Consider the following 18,460-nt stretch of genomic DNA (forward strand, 5'->3'; position numbering starts at 1 on the left):
CCTCTCTTTTTTCTACGTTCACCATAACCGCGATTATGCGCAGTGGATAAAACTGCTTACCCTAAAGTCTGTCTGTAAACGCCGTTAAATCGACCCACTTGTCCTCAGTCGATCTGCGGCACTTTGCCCGCCCGTGATGGGTCGCATTCAAATAGAACCGACGGTTGCCCCGGCGGACCGCCGCGGGTGACCCACATCCATTTGTCCGATTGGGCTGTTTTGCCGTCTTCTTTAGGACGTATATTCGGGATTCATCGGCCCGCCAGTTTCCACCGTTCTGATACTGCTGGTGTTGCCAGCGTCCTATGGCATTCTGGAGAACCTTGGCTCAGCCAAGGTACCCGCCCCGGACCAGTAGCTATATTATGTATAGCTTAGAGGAACCATAAACCCCCTGTTCGTGATCGGATTGATTCAAATTTGTTTCATCAATCCGTACTAAGATTGGCCTCAACAATAAACAGCCTATTGCCATCCACTGTATTGGTGTCCAACATCTTCTGCTCTAGTTCACCCCCTGTCGCCCAGGTAGCAAAGTCGTCGTCGTTGAGTACTCCCAGATGCTGATCATCGATAACCCACAGCCCTTCCATTTTGTCGTGGGAATAGCTGACTCTCGAGACCATGTCGACGACCAGTGACTTTTTCACCGGAACAATCCCCGCGCTCCTTAGGGCGCTCCAGCCTTGCTCCAGAACAACCTCTTCCATGGTCTTTCCGGCCAGGGTCAAGCCCAGTTCAGCATCCTGAGCCAAGTTGCCGCCGGTTGCGATCGATTCTAGATTGATGCCGGAGGCAATATCAACGCGATAGACCTGTTTCTGGGCACTCGGTGTCGCTGCCCCGGCACCATTGGGGCCGCCATAAAGGAAGCTGCCGTCTCGCTCAATCACCAGAAACTCATTAGCGCTTAGGGCTACAATCTCTGAATTTGAGTTCTGGTTTTTTTCCTGACGGTAGAGGTATTGGCCGATTTTGCCGGACTCTAAGTTCACCGTCACGATACGGGTGATGTCCAAATCCTTCACTGTGCTGTTCGGGTTGTACATGGTTGACTGCATAATGCCCACCAAGGTTTTCTCGTCCGGCGTGACAGCCAGCCCTTCCATACCCCGGTTGGCCCGACGGTTTGCAAATTCTGCCGGAAGATTAATGCTGACCCGATCATCGTCAGCGAACGGGTTGATACGATCAATCTCGCGGCCTGATGCATCGAAGTGCACCACGTGCGGACCGTACTCGTCGCTGACCCAGAAGCTGCCGTCTGACAGCGCCACCAGACCTTCACCGTCTAGGCCGTAGTCATCCAGCCGGAGCGGATTGGTGGATTCATCATAGGGCTGACTGTCATCCTCTAGGATCGGCTGACCATCAGCGTGGTATGGGGTTTCGCCAGTTCCACCGAGGGCGGAGCTGTTAGGCAGGCCACTAATCTCAGTGCCATCGGGACGCTTGAGCAGTACAGTTCTGACTAACTCGATCACCCCGTCCGCCTTAACTTCGAACAGGCCAATGCGCGGAATATAGTCCGGTGTTGGGAAGGTTTTACCCTTGCCAAAATCACCGGTAAAGTTAGCGTTCGGTCCCCGATCAGTCAGTGCATAGAAGCGCGCTGAATCTGAAGGGTGTGCCGTCATCGCCGACCCAAAACCACCATTACGTATCTCAAAGGTTTGCTGGGACTTACCATCCACCAGATCATCCCGAAGTACACTGTAGGGCAAAAAAGCACCTTCTGCCGGGAAGCTGTCGAACACGGAAGCCGTGGCGTTATCAGTGTCGTCGTCATCGCTGCAGCCTACCAGCAAAGAAGAGGCCAGTAGGGAGGCCAGCAGAAGTTTATAGCTGTTCATTCATTGTTTCCTTGTCGAGTTATTGGGTGCAGGTTGGCGCCGTCCGATACCTGAAATGCCAGTTATGGACAGAAGGCAGGATTGAAACCGTATACAAAAGCTGTCTTGGTCTGTGAGTCGGGCGAAACCCAAGAGGACAGGGATTTGAGTGCCTCAAAGGACCTGATCGCCCGGCTCACCACCTTACGGGTGTAGTCGGCGGAACCATCTTCATAGCGGAATGACAGCTCGCCAATCAAAGGTGCCTGTGCCCCTAACGGCACGCCTTGGTACCAGAGGGTAACGCTTATCTGCGCATCGTACTGACCCAAGTCGATTTCCGTACCACGGTAGACGTGTTCACGAACCACCAGGTTGCCCACTAGTGACAGGGACTGTGAGTCCGAGAGACCATAATCGACCTCGAAGCCGGGAAAATGGTGGTTTACATCCTTGATTTCGTTTAGATTCCGCGTATTAGGCGCCTTGGTAGAATGACCATATACCACCTTGAATGGGACGACGGATGTGGCCCCTATATCAGCTTCCAACTTGGTTTCGGAGCCAGAAGTGGTGGACGAGAGGTCTTCATAATCGGAAATGTAACGGTCGGGGCTCCGAAACTTGAGAGTTACTTCCGACTGGCCATTTTCCACTCGCTCACGAAAAGAGTAACCCAACTGACGAAGTTCGCAGGAGCCTTGAGTATCGAAAAAGCGTACATCTCGCTGCTTTGCCAAAACGGGGCTCCCGGAAACGTCACGAGCAATGGCCGATTCGATCGCAGCTTCTGCAGCGGCCAGTAGCTGTCCAACCGCTACCGCTTCATTCTGGTATGTGAACTGACTGGCATCCAGCATCAGCTTGTATTCGCGAGAAGTGACATCGGGATTTGCCAGGGCCAAGGTGCTGAACAACGTAGTGGCGAAAAAGCCCGTAGTACGACTGCAAACGGTCATCATAATCTCCCTGAACCGACCATGGCGGCCATATTTCCATCGCCTATATGGCACTACACTCGCGGCTGCCAACTCTTAAGTGACTTAATGCTAGCGAGCAAACATGACATTTTGCTTACATTTAGACGACTACAGAGCAATGTGTCACCGCCACAGTAATACTGGCCCACTAGGAGGTGCGGGATTCGAGTATCTCTGATACCCTAAGACCTGTTAATAGGTCTTAGGAGGTATGTTTATGACTCACCCCATTTATACCGAAATCACGGCGAGTATCTCTGAATTGAAGAAAAACCCAATGGCGGTCGTGGGCGCCGGAGAAGGTTTTCCGATCGTCGTTCTAAACCGAAACAAACCCGCATTCTACTGTGTGCCAGCGGATATCTACGAGGCCATGCTGGAGAGACTGGACGATCAGGAACTGATTCGTTTAGTGGAGTCGCGACGATCTGAGCGTGGTATTCCGGTGACCCTGGATGCACTCTAAGTATGCCCTGGAGTTCAAACCATCTGCGCTGAAAGAGTGGAAGACGTTAGCGCCGGTGCTGCAAGAGCCGTTCAAGAAAAAGCTGAAACAGCGGCTCGACGATCTCCACGTCCAGCCTGACGCCTTATCCGGCCTGGTAAACGGCCACAAAATTAAACTGCGCAGCGCAGGTTACCGGTTGGTCTATGAAGTCGAAGACGACCGCGTAGTGGTCACTGTTGTCGCCATTGGTAAGCGAGAGCGTGGTGAGGTTTACAGCCGGGCTCACCGGCGAATGTGAGCGTCCGATCGAGCCAACATAATGGGTATTATGCGCAGTGACTGGTGAGCAAAACTCAGGGCGTCATTTTAAATTAAATACGCAGATTTAGGAGGAAGCCAGTTACCTTCTCACCACATTATTTTATTCCAGTCAGTTTGAGTCTAACAGGATGGCCGCAGCCTTCTTCACATCAGTGTCTAACATGGCCGGTTTTCGGCCACCTTTTTGCTTTCGGGCCTGGGCTGCCTTCAATTCGGCTATCGTCCGTTCCCGAATCGGATCGTGTTTAAGCTCAACCAAAGCACCGAAGATGTGGAACACCAGACGGCCACCGGAACTGGTGATGTCGATGGATTCCGTCAATGACTTAAAGCCGATTTCTCGATGATGGAGTTCCTGGACTATCTTCAACCAGGTCTTTTACCGAACGGGCCAGCCGATTCAGCTTCCAGACACCTTTCCGGAGCATGCGGAGGCACTGCGACAAATCGAGTCGTTCTCTTAGTTTGCCGGCAAACTTTTCCTGAAAGATCTGCTCAGCTCCAGCTTTCTCCAAAGCATCCACTCGGAAATCCGAATTCTGATCTTGGGTGCTGACCCGTGCATAACCTATGAATCCAGAATTACCGTGCATTGACGTTGGACAAAGTGGGTGGGCGCCGCAAAGTCATTGGAAGTGCCGGATGGGTGTAGCCGCCACAGCAAACAACTAACACGCGCCAGATAACGGAATTTCCACAGCTGCGGCATTTCTAAATTTCCCCTGTATCCACATTATTACCTCTGCCATAATCAGGCGAAATCGGATTAAAGTGGGTCAAAACCGGCATGTTCACCGGTACAGTTGAATCACAATCTAGGGAATCTCAAGGTACGAAGCATGAGCGAGATAACAGATCGATGGCTCTCCATCAGTGAGATATCCCAGTACCTGGGAGTCTCCAGCGATACTGTCTATAAGTGGATAGAGCGCAAAAGTCTTCCAGCTCACAAAATCGGCCGGCTGTGGAAATTCAAGAAAGAAGAAGTGGATGAATGGGTTCGGTCTGGACAGTCTGCGGAAAAGTAGGGATTACTAAACATGCTCAAGCTTGAAGACATAAAAAAAGATGCGCAGGTCCGCGGTATACAGGGCGACGAGGTGGTTCGCGTCGTGCAGACCGAGCCCGTGGGTGATCATGCTCTGACCGTGTATTACAAAGACAGCCAGGGTCGCTTGAACGAACAAATGCTGTTCCGCACCGATGAAGCACGCTTAGAACTCGCTCAGGCTGGCCGCCCTTGGGCATTTGATGCGCCCGGAGCAGATTTTAAATTGGGTTTGGAAGCCTATCGCATCACCCAAGCTGCGATGTTCGACCCCATGATGGCGGTTCACACATCCAATGTTGAACCCCTACCCCACCAGATTTCGGCAGTGTACGAGCACATGTTGCCGCGCCAACCACTTCGCTACGTGCTGGCCGATGACCCGGGTGCTGGCAAAACCATCATGGCTGGCTTACTGATTCGCGAGCTGCTCATGCGGGCTGATGCAAAGCGGATTCTGATCGTCTCGCCAGGCGGCCTGACCGACCAATGGCAAGATGAGATGCTGGAAAAGTTCAGCGTCCAGTTCCAAATATTTAGCCGCGAGAAACAAGAGCAGTGTGCATCCGGTAACTATTTTAACGAAGTCGACCTTCTGATCTGCCGGCTTGATCAGCTTTCCCGAAACGAAGATCTTCAGGAAAAACTGAAAAACAGTGAATGGGACCTCATCATTGTCGATGAGGCCCACAAGCTTTCAGCCAACTATTTTGGCAACAAAGTTAATAAGACCAAACGGTTTCAGCTGGGCGAGCTACTGGGCACCATTACCCGTCACTTTCTACTGATGACAGCCACGCCCCACAACGGCAAAGAAGAAGATTTCCAGATTTGGCTATCCTTGCTCGACGGCGACCGCTTTTACGGCAAATTCCGAGAAGGCGCACACAAAGTCGATATTTCCGACATGATGCGTCGCATGGTCAAGGAAGAACTGCTGAAGTTCGACGGTACCCCCCTATTCCCAGAACGGCTGGCCTACTCCGCAAACTACCAGCTGTCAGACGCCGAAGCTGACCTTTATGCCCAAGTAACGGATTACGTTCGCAACGAAATGAACCGTGCGGACAACCTGGATGGCAAGCGCAGGGGCACAGTTGGGTTCGCTCTAACCCAGCTACAGCGTCGCCTAGCATCAAGTCCAGAGGCCATATATCAGTCCATTAAACGCAGACGTAAGCGTTTGGAGTCACGTCTGGATGAAATGAAGCTTGTCGCTCGCGGCCATGCTGTGGCGCAAGCAGGCAAAAACAGCGTCGCTGAAACTCTGGGCGAATATCAACTCAATAAAGAACTCGACATACCCGACAACATCGACGAACTGGATGACGACGAGCTAAGCGCAGAAGAGTATGAACGGTTCGCAGAACAGGTAGTAGACCAAGCCACAGCTGCTGAAACCATTCCTGAGTTAGAGGCAGAAATTCAGATTTTAAAGGATCTGGAATACCAAGCTATGACCGTTGTGCAATCTGGCAACGATAAAAAATGGGAAGAGCTTTCTCACCTGCTGCAAGACCGTCCCGAGATGTACACCGCAGGTGGCAGTCGTCGCAAGCTCATCATCTTCACTGAGCATAAAGACACACTTAACTATCTGATGCAGCGTATTCGTGGCTTGCTGGGCAACCCCGAGGCCGTGCTCACTATTCATGGCGGTACCAGCCGGGATGCCAGGCGCAAGGCCCAGGAAGAGTTTCGAAACAATCCGGATGTACTGGTTTTGGTGGCAACAGATGCCGCAGGCGAAGGCGTAAACCTGCAAAACGCCAGTCTTATGGTCAACTATGACCTGCCCTGGAACCCTAACCGCCTGGAACAGCGCTTTGGCCGTATTCACCGTATCGGTCAGACTGAGGTATGCCATCTATGGAACTTGATTGCCAACGAGACGCGAGAAGGCGCAGTCTTCCAGAAGCTGTTTGAAAAGCTGGAAATTGAAAAGAAAGCGCTGGGCGGCAAAGTTTTCGACGTACTGGGCGAAGCCTTCGAAAACCGATCGCTCAAAGACTTGCTAGTGGAAGCCATTCGCTATGGCGAATCGCCAGAAGTCAAAGCCAGACTGAACCAAGTGATTGATGGCGCCTTGGACACGGCGCATCTGCGTGAAATCCTTAAACGCAACGCCTTAGTTGAACAGCACATGTCACTGGAAGACCTTTACGCAGTAAAAGAGGAAATGGAAAAAGCCGAAGCTCGCAAGCTTCAACCCTATTTTATTCGCGCCTTTTTTACCGAAGCCTTTCGGACGCTCAGCGGCGAGATGCGACAAAGGGAATCTGGCCGATATGAAGTTCGCCATGTACCCGCAGCCATTCGCGAACGAGACCGCGTTATGGGCGAAAGCCGCACGCCAGTGCTGAAAAAGTACGAACGTGTCTGTTTTGAAAAGCAGCTGATTCGTAGCCCTGGCAAGCCGATGGCTGACTTAATTCACCCTAACCACCCTCTGATGGCCGCCACCACGGACCTTGTGCTTTCTGCGCATCGCAGCAAACTCAAACAAGGCGCGGTACTGGTTAATCCGAACGACGAAGGAATCGAGCCTCGAATTCTCTTTATGGTGGATCATAGTATCCGTGAAGGTGAAAGTGCAGGCACCGCTGAAAAACCCGCCATCGCGTCGCGTCGCCTGCAATTTGTGGAGATTGATCAGCAGGGCAACACCTCTCACGCTGGTTGGGCACCACATTTGGACCTGCAACCTATCGATAGTGACGACCGCAAGTTGATTCAAGACGTACTGAATGCCCCCTGGATTACCGGCAATCTTGAAGCCGTAGCCTTGAACCATGCCTCTCAGCACCTGGTACCAGAACATTATCGGGAGATAAAAACGCGCAGAGAGCTTCAGTCTGAAAAAATCCACGCGGCAGTTCATGAACGGCTTGTGAAAGAGATCAACTACCTTTCTGGGCAAGCCATTAAATTGGACCAGGATGTGGCCGCAGGCAAACAGCCGCGCATGCAACCAGAGAACTTTCGGCGACGAGCAGAAGAATTGACTGCCCGATTAGAACAGCGCAAACGTGAGCTGGAGGCCATGAAGAACGTGGTCTCAAGCACACCAGTGGTTATTGGTGGCGCCCTTGTCATTCCGCAGGGTTTACTGGATATGCGAAAGGGTAAACCCCTGTTCACAGTGGATGCCCGGGCCCGCGCGCACATCGAGCAGGTCGCTATGCAGGCCGTAACGGATCATGAAGAAGCCTTGGGACACACGGTGAAAGATGTATCCGCCGAGAAATGCGGCTGGGATATCACATCGCGCCCAAAAGCCAACCCGGATGGGTCTTTGCCGCAAGACAGGCATATTGAAGTCAAAGGCCGAGCAAAAGGTCACGATGTGATCACCGTTAGCCGTAACGAAATTCTCTACGCTCTCAATCAGGAAGATAAGTTCTGGTTGGCGATTGTTTTAGTGGACGGTAACAGTTTCGAAGGCCCTTACTACGTGCAAAATCCATTCACTATAGAACCAGATTTTGGTGTGCCCTCTGTGAACTACGAACTCAAACACCTGCTGTCCAAAGCCGTGCCCCAGGAGCCAAGCTCATGAATCTTGAGACGCTGAAAGTTACCAATTTCCGGCGCTTTGAACATCTGGAGGTTAGCTTTCATCCCGAGCTGACCATATTAGCAGCCCGAAACGGGCAAGGTAAAACCTCAATACTGGATGCTGCAGCTATTGCTCTGGGAACATTTGTCGGGGCTTTTGACCTGGGAACGGCCAAACATATCGCACAGGCAGATGCTCGCTATCAGCGCCTACCCGGCCACTCTGATAGTGAACAAGTGTTCCCCGTTCGGCTTGAAGCCACCCTAAAGAGCATGGATAAACCTGTCATCAGGGAGCTTCTTGGTGCAAAAGGCCGGACAACGATAAAACATGCGTCCGCGCTCACAGGGCTTGGCAAAATACTCATGAAACAGGTTCAAGCCTTAGAGTCCGTGCCACTGCCATTGCTGGCTTACTATGGTTCAGGCCGCCTCTGGAATGCTCATAAAAATATGAGTCGCAAGTCTGTGCTTAGCGAAAGCCGCACTTTGGGGTATGAAGACTGCTTCAGCTCTGCCTCCAGTTTTACCCAGGTGCAGCAATGGATGACCAAAGCTACCTTCGCGGCGCTTCAGCAGCAGAGCATGGAAGTTTACCAAGGCCACAAAATTGCGGATCAGATTAAAGGCATCCAAAACACCGTTGATACCGTTCTTAGCAGCGATGGCTGGAGTGGATTCCATTACAGCGTTCAGCATGAAGAGCTAGCAATGACTCATGAAGAGTTGGGTGTATTGCCTGTGTCCATGCTCAGCGACGGCGTTCGCGCTATGGTGTCGCTAGTGGCTGATATGGCCTGGCGCTGTGCCAAGCTCAACCCCCAGATGGGGGCAGATGCATCCAAAAAAACAGCAGGCATCGCCTTTATCGATGAAGTTGACATGCACCTTCATCCAAAATGGCAACAGACTGTGATTGGCTCCCTGCGCTCTGCCTTCCCCAATGTGCAATTCATTGTCACTACACACAGCCCACAAGTCCTTTCAACGGTGAAATCTGAATCTATCCGCCTAGTACGCAGTGAGCTCGACCGGGAAACAGGAAAGTTCATCTCACAAGCAGTAATACCAACTATGCAAAGTCGTGGCGTAGCGAGTAACGATGTAATGGCAGAGCTACAAGGTACCGACGCCGTCCCTAACGTCGAAGAAGCCAAATGGCTCCAAGATTACAAAGCGCTCGTCACCTCAAACCAGCTAACGCCTGAGCAAGCTAATAGAAAACAAGCGCTTATGACCAACATCATTGCCCACTTTGGTGACGATCACCCCGAGTGGCTGGAATGTCAGCGCATCGAACGCTTGCAAGCGATGAAAGCCAAACTAGCTGGAAAACTATCGGCCGGTAAATCAAGGGACTGACATGCACCAATTGAACCGACCACCGGCACCACTATTCCTCAATCGTTACCGACATGGCCGAAATAACTGGGCCGAGGTGACAAAAGTCGAAAAGGCAGAGATCTGGGCTGGCCTAAATATGATGCAGAGTAATCGCTGTGCATACTGCGAATACGAGATACGCACAGAGCCAGATAGTCATCATGCCCATATCGAGCACTTTCGACAGCGAAACTGCCACCCACAAGGCACGTTCGATTGGAATAATCTGTTTGGATCCTGCAACCGTGGAGACAGCTGCGGCAAATACAAAGATAAACAGACCTATGAGCACCACGACTTAATTAAGGCAGATCAGGAAAACCCGGATCGCTACCTTCGCTTTTTGCCAGACGGCCAAGTAGTTCCTGCCGAGAACCTTGCACCAGACGAGATTCAGCGGGCGGAAGAAACAATCAGGGTATTCAACCTGAATGGCTCACTCCGGAAAATCCGAGAAACTTATGTTAAGGGCTATCTGCAAACGGCAGAAACACTTCTAGGCCTCTCTGAAATGTTTGAAGAGGAAGAATGGCGACCATGTCTCGAGCAAGAACTGAAAGACATTGCCGGTCAGCCGTTTGAGACAGCCATTCGCCATGTTTTGCAGATTGCGTAAGAGATCATTATGACTGCTATTAAGTCCCCAAAAAAATTGATCGAAGTGGCGTTACCGCTGGATGACATTAATGCTGCTTGCGCCCATGAGAAAATGCCCGGTATTGGCCCTCACCCCAGAGGGATACATCTGTGGTGGGCGCGTCGCCCTTTAGCTGCAGCCCGTGCAGTGTTGTTCGCCCAGCTAGTCAATGACCCTGGCTACCAGCGGGAGCTGGGTTATGGCGTTAACAAAAAAGAAGCGGAAATAAAACGCGAGACACTATTTCAAATCATCCGCGATTTAGTGAAGTGGGAAAACACTAATAACGAAGAAGTGCTCAACCGCGCCCGCGAAGCAATATGGGAAAGCTGGCGTGAAACTTGTCAGCTAAACCGTAATCATCCGCAAGCAGGGGAGTTGTTCAATCCGGACAAATTGCCCGCCTTCCATGACCCGTTTGCTGGTGGTGGTGCGATTCCACTAGAAGCCCAGCGCCTAGGGCTGGAAAGCTATGCCAGTGATTTAAATCCCGTCGCAGTAATGATTAACAAAGCGATGATTGAGATTCCGCCAAAGTTTGCCGGCCAACCACCAGTTGGCCCAAGATTGAAATCCGACAGTCAGAAGAAAAAAACAGCGACTAACGACGCTTTTGAGGACTGGGCTGGTATTAAAGGGCTAGCCGAAGATGTGCGACGCTATGGCCATTGGATGCACGAAGAGGCCGTCAGAAGTATTGGCCCTCTCTATCCAAAAATCGAAATTACGCCAGCGATGGTAGCAAAAAGATCAGATCTTAAAGCTTATGAAAACAAAGAACTAACTGTGATTGCTTGGCTGTGGTCCAGGACAGTAAACAGCCCCAACCCTGCTTTTAGTAACGTAGATGTTCCGTTAGTTCGATCCTTTGTGCTGTCGAATAAGAAAGGCAAGGAAGCATGGGTCGAGCCTGTCATCGATGAGAACAATTACTACTTTGAGGTCAAAACGGGTGAACAACCCTCAGATGCGGTAGCTGGAACCATGACGCGTACCGGTGCAACCTGCATAATGTCTCAGACAGCAATGCCTTTTAAATATGTGCGAACTGAAGCTAAAGCAGGTCGGATGGGTGAACGTCTAATGGCTATTGTTGCTGAAGGGGTGCGTGGCAGAGTTTATCTATCCCCCTCGGTCGAATCTGAGCAAATTGCGAGACAAGCCAAGCCAAGCCGGGTGCCCGAAACAAACCTACCGGATAAAGCATTAGGATTTAGGGTTCAAGAGTACGGGATGCTAAAGCATCGTGACCTTTTCACCCCCCGGCAACTGTTAGCTTTATCCACCTTCTCAGATTTAGTGCAAATAGCCAGAGACAGGGCGATTGTAGACGCCATAACTGCCGGCATGAACGATGATGGTCAAGCTTTGGACTCGGGTGGTTTAGGTGCCACGGCTTATGGAGATGCCGTCGCTACATATCTCACCTTCTGCGTTGACCGTTGCGCTGACTTCAACAATTCACTTACAGGGTGGCGTCCAGGTAACGAAAAAATCATGTATTTGTTTGCCCGGCAAACGATCTCAATGATTTGGGATTTTGGTGAAGCGAATATTTTGGAGAACGTGGTTGGCGGGTTTATCACTAATCTTGAATATCAGGTTAAGTGCTTGCTAAAACTGGGAACAAGCCATAGTCCAGGTCACGCGCTGCAACTTAACGCCGCTGCACAAGATACTAGCTGCCTAAAAGTCATTTCGACAGATCCTCCGTATTACGACAACATTGGCTACGCTGACCTCTCCGATTTTTTCTACGTTTGGATGAGACAGTCGTTAAGAAATATTTTTCCGAGTCTTTTTGGGACTATGGTGGTTCCAAAAACTGAGGAGTTAGTAGCAACTCCTTTCCGTCATGGGGGCAAAGAAGAAGCAGAAATCTTTTTTTTGGAAGGTATGACTCAAGCTATTCATAACATGTCAGAGCAAGCTCACCCAAGCTTCCCTGTTGCTATTTACTATGCTTTTAAGCAGTCTGAAACTAAAAGCGATAGCACAACAAATACGGGCTGGGTCACCTTTCTTGAAGCAGTTATTCTGGCGGGCTTTTCTATTGATGGCACCTGGCCTTTACGAAGTGAACAATCATCTCGCATTCGAGGCGTAGGATCTAATGCCCTTGCCTCATCAATCGTTTTAGTATGTCGTAAACGCGAAGCCAATGTTAAGTCCATCTCACGCCGCCAGTTCCAACGCCAACTCCGTGAAGACATGCCCGAAGCACTGGAGACCATGATCGGCGGGCAGACTGGCCAAACGCCGATTGCTCCTGTGGATCTATCACAAGCCGCGATTGGTCCAGGCATGGCTATCTACTCAAAGTACAAAGCCGTGCTGAACCAAGACGGTAGTCGCATGAGCGTGCACGACGCATTGGTGTTTATTAACCGCGCTATCACTGAATATCTGAGCCCAGATTCAGGCAACTTCGATGCTGATACGCAATTTTGTTCAAGTTGGTTCGAGCAGTACGGTTGGAGTAGCGGTCATTTTGGTGAAGCCAATGTTATAGCGCAGGCAAAAGGGACAACCGTCGACGGTGTTAAATCAGCTGGTGTGGCTGAGTCAGGCAGCGGCAAAGTACGTCTGCTTCGCTGGGCAGAGTATGAGTCAGACTGGGACCCCACCAAAGACGAACGCACTCCGATATGGGAGGCCTGCCACCAGATGATCCGCCGCCTAAATAACCACGGCGAATCCGCCGCCGGTGAGTTACTGGCTAAAATGCCAGAAAATGGCGAAGCCATCCGCCAACTGGCCTATCACCTCTACACTCTATGTGAGCGCAAAAAATGGGCCGAAGAAGCTCGCGCCTACAACGAATTAATTGCTTCATGGCATGCCATTGTTGCAGCGTCGCATTCTCTAGGTCACAAAGATGAGCAACAAGGAATGGACTTTTAAGGAATATCTATGAGAAACAAAAATGTAGCCATCCGGAAGATCGTTAAGTATCTCAATAACCCAGAATACGACGGGGGCTTTTGGCTACCAAATATCCAGCGGCCGTTTGTGTGGGGCCCAGAGCAGATTGAGAAGTTATTTGACTCGATCATGCGCGAGTACCCCATCAGTACGATGCTGGTTTGGCGCACCCCGTCCATTATCAAGCGTCGCAAGTTTATCGATAATTATTACGATGGCATCAAGCTATCCCAATTCCAAATACCCGAAGACAGCCGGACGAAACTCTTGGTTCTGGATGGGCAGCAGAGATTACAAAGCCTGTTTATCGGGCTCTGCGGCAGCCACAGCAAACAGGAATTGTATTTCAATGTGCTCAGTGGCGCTCCCACCAGCACCGAGGAAATGCGCTATCAGTTTCGATTTTTGCCCTCAGCCAGGGCAGCCTTCCCTTGGGTCAAATTTAAAGAAATTGTTTTCAGCAATGAAATGCCAAACGACTTGGCCAGAAATTTGGAAACAAAAGCCGCTTCGGCATTAACGGAGGACCAGGAACGAACACTCATCCGCAATCTTTGGCAGGCACAAAGAGTATTTGTTTCTGAAGAGTATGTGGGATATCAGGAGCTTGATAGCGTTGATAACCCGGAGGCTTACACCGAGAACGATGTGGTAGAGATCTTTATTCGGGCAAACTCTGGTGGCACCAAACTCGGCAAATCTGACCTTCTCTTTTCTTTGCTAACCGCATCTTGGCAAGATGCTGATGAAGCAATGGAAGACTTAATTGGGGAGCTGAACCTGTCTGGCTACGAGTTCACACGTGATTTTGTGATGAAAACGTGCCTCGTACTGCTAGGAAAAGGAGCCGCCTATGACGTTAAAAAGTTCCGCGACGAACAAACCAAGCAGGATATTATCGAAAAATGGCCTCGCATTTCTTCTGCTATCAGAGATGTACGAGACTACCTGCACTCCAAAACGTTTATACGCTCTGACCGGGCATTGCCTTCGTACCTGACGCTTATACCTGTGATCTATTACAGATTCCATTTCCCACAGCAATGGCAGTCCTTGTCAGGTCTTGACACCTACTTGTTAAGAACACTGCTATGCGGCGCTTTCAGTGGTCGTCCGGATGGTTTAATTGATAAATGTATTCGCCGAATTAATCAGGATCAGGATTTCTCAGTCACAAATCTTTTTGAAGTGTTGCGCAATGACGGGCGCAACCTGGATGTTTTCGAGGAAAGCCTATTCCAGACCAGCTATGGATCGAAAGCCATTCATCTTATCTTCAACATCTGGTATCGCCAGTTTGACTACCAGCCTGCCTATGCCGGTAATTTGCCACAGGTTGACCACATATTTCCGCAGTCTTTGCTGAAAAGCATGAAGGATGAAAACCCAGAGACCGGCAGGCAATCACTTCTCCGTTACCCAGCTGCTGTAAGAGATCAGCTTGCCAACTGCATGCTACTGACTGCTGACGATAATGGTTTTCAGGGAAAGTGCGACAAGCTCCCCAGAGACTGGTTTGCGGATAAGTCTGATGCTTACCTGAGCATGCACTTAATCCCCGCCAGGCCCTCGTTGTGGGAGATCGAGAAGTTTGATGAGTTTATAGTCGCTCGCAAGGCGCTCATAGTGGCAAAGCTGAAACACTTGATCTCCGGTAGCGAAGCAAGCCCACACTCTACTAAGCCAGAGCCTGCTCATGAAGAGCATCCGTTCACTGACGATTCTAAATCCATAAAGCTTGCTGAAGATCCGCAGCCGGAGGCAGAAGAGCCAGTTTCAACAGCTGACACGCAGATCCCAGCTAGTATCGAAAAACACAACGATACAACAACTGGCTCACTGGCAGCAGAGACAGGAACTGTAGAGGCGACACTGGCCAAGTTTCTGGATCGGATTTCAGAGCCTACAAAATACATTGCGGGTTTTCGAACAAATGATGGCAAAGAGTTGGCGTTTGAAAGAACGGGTGAATTTGTCACTCTGTGGACACAGAGGGTTGTATTGAGCGACTCAGAATTTGAGCCGACGCGCGAGTATTCGGACATAGACACACGCAACTCAAATCTTAATCGCAAGAACTGCCCTGCACTGCGCCTGGGCAATCCCGTGTTGTTCTGGAAGCTCGATGGCGAAGAAGACCTTCTGGATTTTTTGAACTGGTACAGTGCCGCAGAGGTTCACCAAAGGCTTGAGAGTGTGGACGGCTGATACGTCAAAACTGCAGCTGGACTCAAAAACATATTTTTAAAACAGTGGATCGTCATTCGGGCATTGTTGATTAAACAAACTTGAACCCGACGATGCACTGACAGGTAACAGGATACGACTATGAGTTTGAAACCTTGGAGCGAGATTGCCCGCCCACATAAAGACGTTCTGGAGGGCTCATTCAAACAGTCTGAGTTTGCTGCCGACATCACCCAAGTGGCAAGCGGAACGGCCCCAGACGAGTATCAAGATGCGGAAAAGTTCTTTTCCCGTACCTACATTACCGAAGGAATGCGCTTACTGCTTGTGTCTGTGGCACAGCGCCTCGCCGGTCAGGGTGGCGACCCAGTCATTCAGCTACAAACTGCCTTCGGTGGTGGTAAAACTCACACAATGCTAGCGGTATATCACTTGGCCAGCCGTGAAGTCAGCACAGACAAGTTAATGGGCATTCCCCCGATTCTGGATGAAGCCGGTATTAGTGAGCTGCCGAAGGCGCGTATTGCCGTTCTGGATGGAATACGCCAATCACCCAGCCAGCCCAGCTCCTATGGATCTATCACTGTAAATACCCTCTGGGGTGAGCTAGCTTGGCGGCTTCTTGGCGAAGAGGGTTACGCTTTGGTTGCGGCCAGTGATGCAGACGGCACTTCCCCCGGTAAGGAAGTACTCAAAGAATTGCTTACCAGAGCCTCGCCCTGTGTCATTCTAATTGACGAATTGGTTGCCTACATTCGACAGTTGGAGCTGGGTAAACAATATAAAGGCGGCACCTTCGACAGCAACATCAGCTTCGTTCAAGGTTTGACTGAAGCGCTGAAGGCGGTGCCTAACGCTATGCTGCTAGCGTCTTTGCCTGAATCTGAACTGGAAGTTGGCGGTACCATGGGCCAACGTGCTCTGAACTCCCTGGAAAAGTACTTTGCCAGGGTAGAATCGGTGTGGAAGCCTGTCGGTTCCAGCGAATCCTTTGAAATCGTCCGGCGGCGCCTGTTCGAAAGCTCGGGCGAACGTGCCGAAGTGGAAGGCATAAGCCGCCAGTTCTCAGACTTTTATCGGAAAAATGCCGAGAAGTTTCCGGTCGAAACTCAGTCCAACGAATACTACGAGCGGCTGTGCTCCTCTTATCCTATCCACCCCGAAGTGTTTGACCGCCTTTATGAGGATTGGTCCATGCTGGATAAATTCCAGCGCACTCGGGGTGTACTCCAATACATGGCGATCGTAATTCATCGGCTTTGGAACAGCGGTAACAAAGATGCGTTGATCATGCCTGGCTCGTTGCCACTAGATGATACAAACGTCCGTAACAAAAGCATTCACTATCTACCTCAAGGCTGGGAGCCGGTCATCGAAAGGGAGGTTGACGGGCCACGATCTGTGCCTGCGAATATTGATGGCCACCAGACCCTGTTTGGTGGTGTTCAGGCAGCCCGACGTACATCTCGTGCAATTTTTCTAGGAAGCGCACCCTCCTCTCAGGAACAGATGATTCGTGGCGTTGAAAAAGAACGAATTCTGCTGGCCACTGTGCAGCCAGGCCAAACTATCGGTGTTTTTGAAGACGTGCTCAAGCGCCTGCGAGATCGTTTGCACTATTTGTACTCAGAGCACGACCGCTACTGGCTAGACACCAAGCCAAACCTACGCAGGGAAATGGAGAGCCGAAAACAAAATGTCAGTGAGCGGGATGACGTAATTCCCCTACTGAAGGATCGTGTTACTCGCGTGTTTGGTCGCAACCATCAGTTTAGTGGAATTCATGTTTTCACTCCGTCGGTTGACGTCCCAGACGACTACGGCCCTGGCCCACGCTTGGTGGTATTACCCGAAAGTGCTGGCTACAGCCGAACCCCTTCCAATCAAGCGTTTGGTGAAGCTGAGAAAGTTCTGCGTAACCGAGGAGATCAACCTCGTCAGAAACAGAACCGGCTGATATTCCTGGCTCCAGACTTTGATGTGGTCAGCCGCCTCAAAGAACAGGCACGTATCTACCTGGCGTGGCGTTCTATTGTGGCAGACATTGAAAGTGGCTCGCTCAATCAAGATTTGTCTCATCTGAACCAAGCCAAGCAGAATCGTGATGGCGCTGAACAGTCACTCGGTCAGCTGATCCGGGAAACATGGAAATGGCTGCTAGCTCCTGTCGAAGACTTTGTGAAAGGTCGACCCGAGCTCAACTGGGAAGCGGTATCTATTCCACCAACTTCGCCCAATTTGATCCAGAGTATTGAGGAAAAGCTCAAAGAAGAAGAATGGATGGTGTACGAGTGGTCGGCGATTCACCTGCGCAAAGTGCTCAAGGATTGGTATCTAAAGGATGGCGTATCCGAGGTAAGCGCTCCGAAAGTGTGGCGAGACACCTGTCATTACCTTTACTTGCCTCGACTGGTGAACGACCAAGTGTTTCGGAATGCCATAAGCCAAGGCGTTGAAAGCGAAGATTTCTTTGGCTTTGCTTCTGATAAGGAAGAAGACCGCTATCTGGGCTTCTGCTTCGGCAAGGGTTCTATAGTGCCACTGGATGAATCATCACTCTTGATTGAACGCGAAGCTGCGGCCGCCTACGCCGAGAAACTGCGCGAAGCTCAGCAACCCGCACCGCAGCCTGGAGCCATCGATTCCGGACTAATTGGAACTGGCGCAGCGTCTGGGTCCCGACCTGACATTTCGGAGGGTCCTGTCGGTGGCTCTTATGCTGAACCAACAGCTGCACCTGCTATAGCAAAGACTCACTTCTATGGAACTGTGGATCTGGACGCCGTAAAGGCAAAAATGGATTTTGCCACCATCATGGACGAGGTAGTCCAGCAGTTCACAGCCCAGCTCGGTGTGGATGTGACCATCTCGGTCGAAATTGAAGCGCGTAAAAAAGGTGGGTTCGACGAATCATTGCAGCGAACAATCAAGGAAAACTGCAATGTTCTGAAATTCAGCTCTTCGGAATTTGAAGAAGACTAGTCTGCGAAATAGCGTGGTGCTTCCTATGAAGTTAGCACCACGTTTTATGTCGCCAGATTATCAGACAAATTCAACTTTGGCCGCATCAAGCGTCACAATAGAGTACACCCATAGGGGATGGTGTGATGTGACACTTAAAATAGTAACTATTGGGTGTAA

13 protein-coding genes and 1 pseudogene are annotated in these 18,460 nt (G+C 50.7%); 9 read left to right on the forward strand and 5 right to left on the reverse strand.

Annotated elements, in window-relative coordinates; genetic code table 11:
* Window positions 1–116: 116 nt before the first annotated feature.
* The 3 genes and pseudogenes from ATG98_RS23090 to ATG98_RS19540 all read right to left on the reverse strand — a co-directional run.
* A pseudogene (locus ATG98_RS23090) lies at window positions 117–262 on the reverse strand (IS66 family transposase); the annotation flags it as partial.
* 166 nt (window positions 263–428) lie between these two features.
* Complete coding sequence (locus ATG98_RS19535) at window positions 429–1,853, reverse strand: esterase-like activity of phytase family protein (protein ID WP_098424144.1); 1,425 nt, start codon at window positions 1,851–1,853, stop codon at window positions 429–431.
* A 62-nt stretch (window positions 1,854–1,915) separates the two neighbouring features.
* Entirely contained in the window at window positions 1,916–2,791 is an 876-nt protein-coding gene (locus ATG98_RS19540; protein ID WP_098418624.1) for a hypothetical protein, read from the reverse strand.
* Between the two features lie 238 nt (window positions 2,792–3,029).
* Here ATG98_RS19540 and ATG98_RS19545 point away from each other — a divergent pair, with 238 nt between their 5' ends.
* Complete coding sequence (locus ATG98_RS19545; RefSeq protein WP_098418625.1) at window positions 3,030–3,278, forward strand: type II toxin-antitoxin system Phd/YefM family antitoxin; 249 nt, start codon at window positions 3,030–3,032, stop codon at window positions 3,276–3,278.
* Window positions 3,268–3,558, forward strand: coding sequence for a type II toxin-antitoxin system RelE family toxin (locus ATG98_RS19550; RefSeq protein WP_098418626.1), 291 nt, complete (start codon window positions 3,268–3,270; stop codon window positions 3,556–3,558). The genes ATG98_RS19545 and ATG98_RS19550 overlap by 11 nt, the downstream gene beginning before the upstream one ends.
* Before the next feature lie 132 nt (window positions 3,559–3,690).
* On the opposite strand, the gene ATG98_RS22800 is transcribed toward ATG98_RS19550, so the two are convergent.
* Complete coding sequence (locus ATG98_RS22800; protein WP_267283854.1) at window positions 3,691–3,951, reverse strand: recombinase family protein; 261 nt, start codon at window positions 3,949–3,951, stop codon at window positions 3,691–3,693.
* The gene (locus ATG98_RS22805; RefSeq protein WP_267283855.1) at window positions 3,908–4,174 is read right to left on the reverse strand and encodes a recombinase family protein; all 267 of its coding nucleotides are present in this window, start codon (window positions 4,172–4,174) and stop codon (window positions 3,908–3,910) included. Before ATG98_RS22805 ends, ATG98_RS22800 begins: the two co-directional genes overlap by 44 nt.
* Before the next feature lie 246 nt (window positions 4,175–4,420).
* Here ATG98_RS22805 and mads1 point away from each other — a divergent pair, with 246 nt between their 5' ends.
* The 7 genes from mads1 to ATG98_RS19590 all read left to right on the forward strand — a co-directional run bounded on the left by mads1 (window position 4,421) and on the right by ATG98_RS19590 (window position 18,301).
* Complete coding sequence (gene mads1 / locus ATG98_RS19560; protein ID WP_098418627.1) at window positions 4,421–4,609, forward strand: methylation-associated defense system helix-turn-helix domain-containing protein MAD1; 189 nt, start codon at window positions 4,421–4,423, stop codon at window positions 4,607–4,609.
* A gap of 12 nt (window positions 4,610–4,621) precedes the next feature.
* On the forward strand, window positions 4,622–8,188 hold the full coding sequence (locus tag ATG98_RS19565) for a helicase-related protein (protein ID WP_098418628.1): 3,567 nt from the start codon (window positions 4,622–4,624) through the stop codon (window positions 8,186–8,188).
* Window positions 8,185–9,549 (forward strand): AAA family ATPase, encoded by a 1,365-nt coding sequence (locus tag ATG98_RS19570; RefSeq protein ID WP_098418629.1) that lies wholly within the window; start codon window positions 8,185–8,187, stop codon window positions 9,547–9,549. Before ATG98_RS19565 ends, ATG98_RS19570 begins: the two co-directional genes overlap by 4 nt.
* A gap of 1 nt (window position 9,550) precedes the next feature.
* A complete protein-coding gene (ptuB, locus tag ATG98_RS19575) occupies window positions 9,551–10,186 on the forward strand; it encodes a retron Ec78 anti-phage system effector HNH endonuclease PtuB (protein WP_098418630.1) in 636 nt (211 codons plus the stop codon).
* A 9-nt stretch (window positions 10,187–10,195) separates the two neighbouring features.
* A complete protein-coding gene (locus ATG98_RS19580) occupies window positions 10,196–13,111 on the forward strand; it encodes a DUF1156 domain-containing protein (RefSeq protein ID WP_098418631.1) in 2,916 nt (971 codons plus the stop codon).
* A 9-nt stretch (window positions 13,112–13,120) separates the two neighbouring features.
* Complete coding sequence (locus tag ATG98_RS19585) at window positions 13,121–15,340, forward strand: DUF262 domain-containing HNH endonuclease family protein (RefSeq protein ID WP_098418632.1); 2,220 nt, start codon at window positions 13,121–13,123, stop codon at window positions 15,338–15,340.
* A gap of 120 nt (window positions 15,341–15,460) precedes the next feature.
* The gene (locus tag ATG98_RS19590) at window positions 15,461–18,301 is read left to right on the forward strand and encodes an ATP-binding protein (RefSeq protein WP_098424145.1); all 2,841 of its coding nucleotides are present in this window, start codon (window positions 15,461–15,463) and stop codon (window positions 18,299–18,301) included.
* The last annotated feature ends 159 nt before the right edge of the window (window positions 18,302–18,460 follow it).

Origin of the sequence: Marinobacter sp. LV10R520-4, assembly GCF_002563815.1 — a bacterium.
Lineage (GTDB): Bacteria > Pseudomonadota > Gammaproteobacteria > Pseudomonadales > Oleiphilaceae > Marinobacter.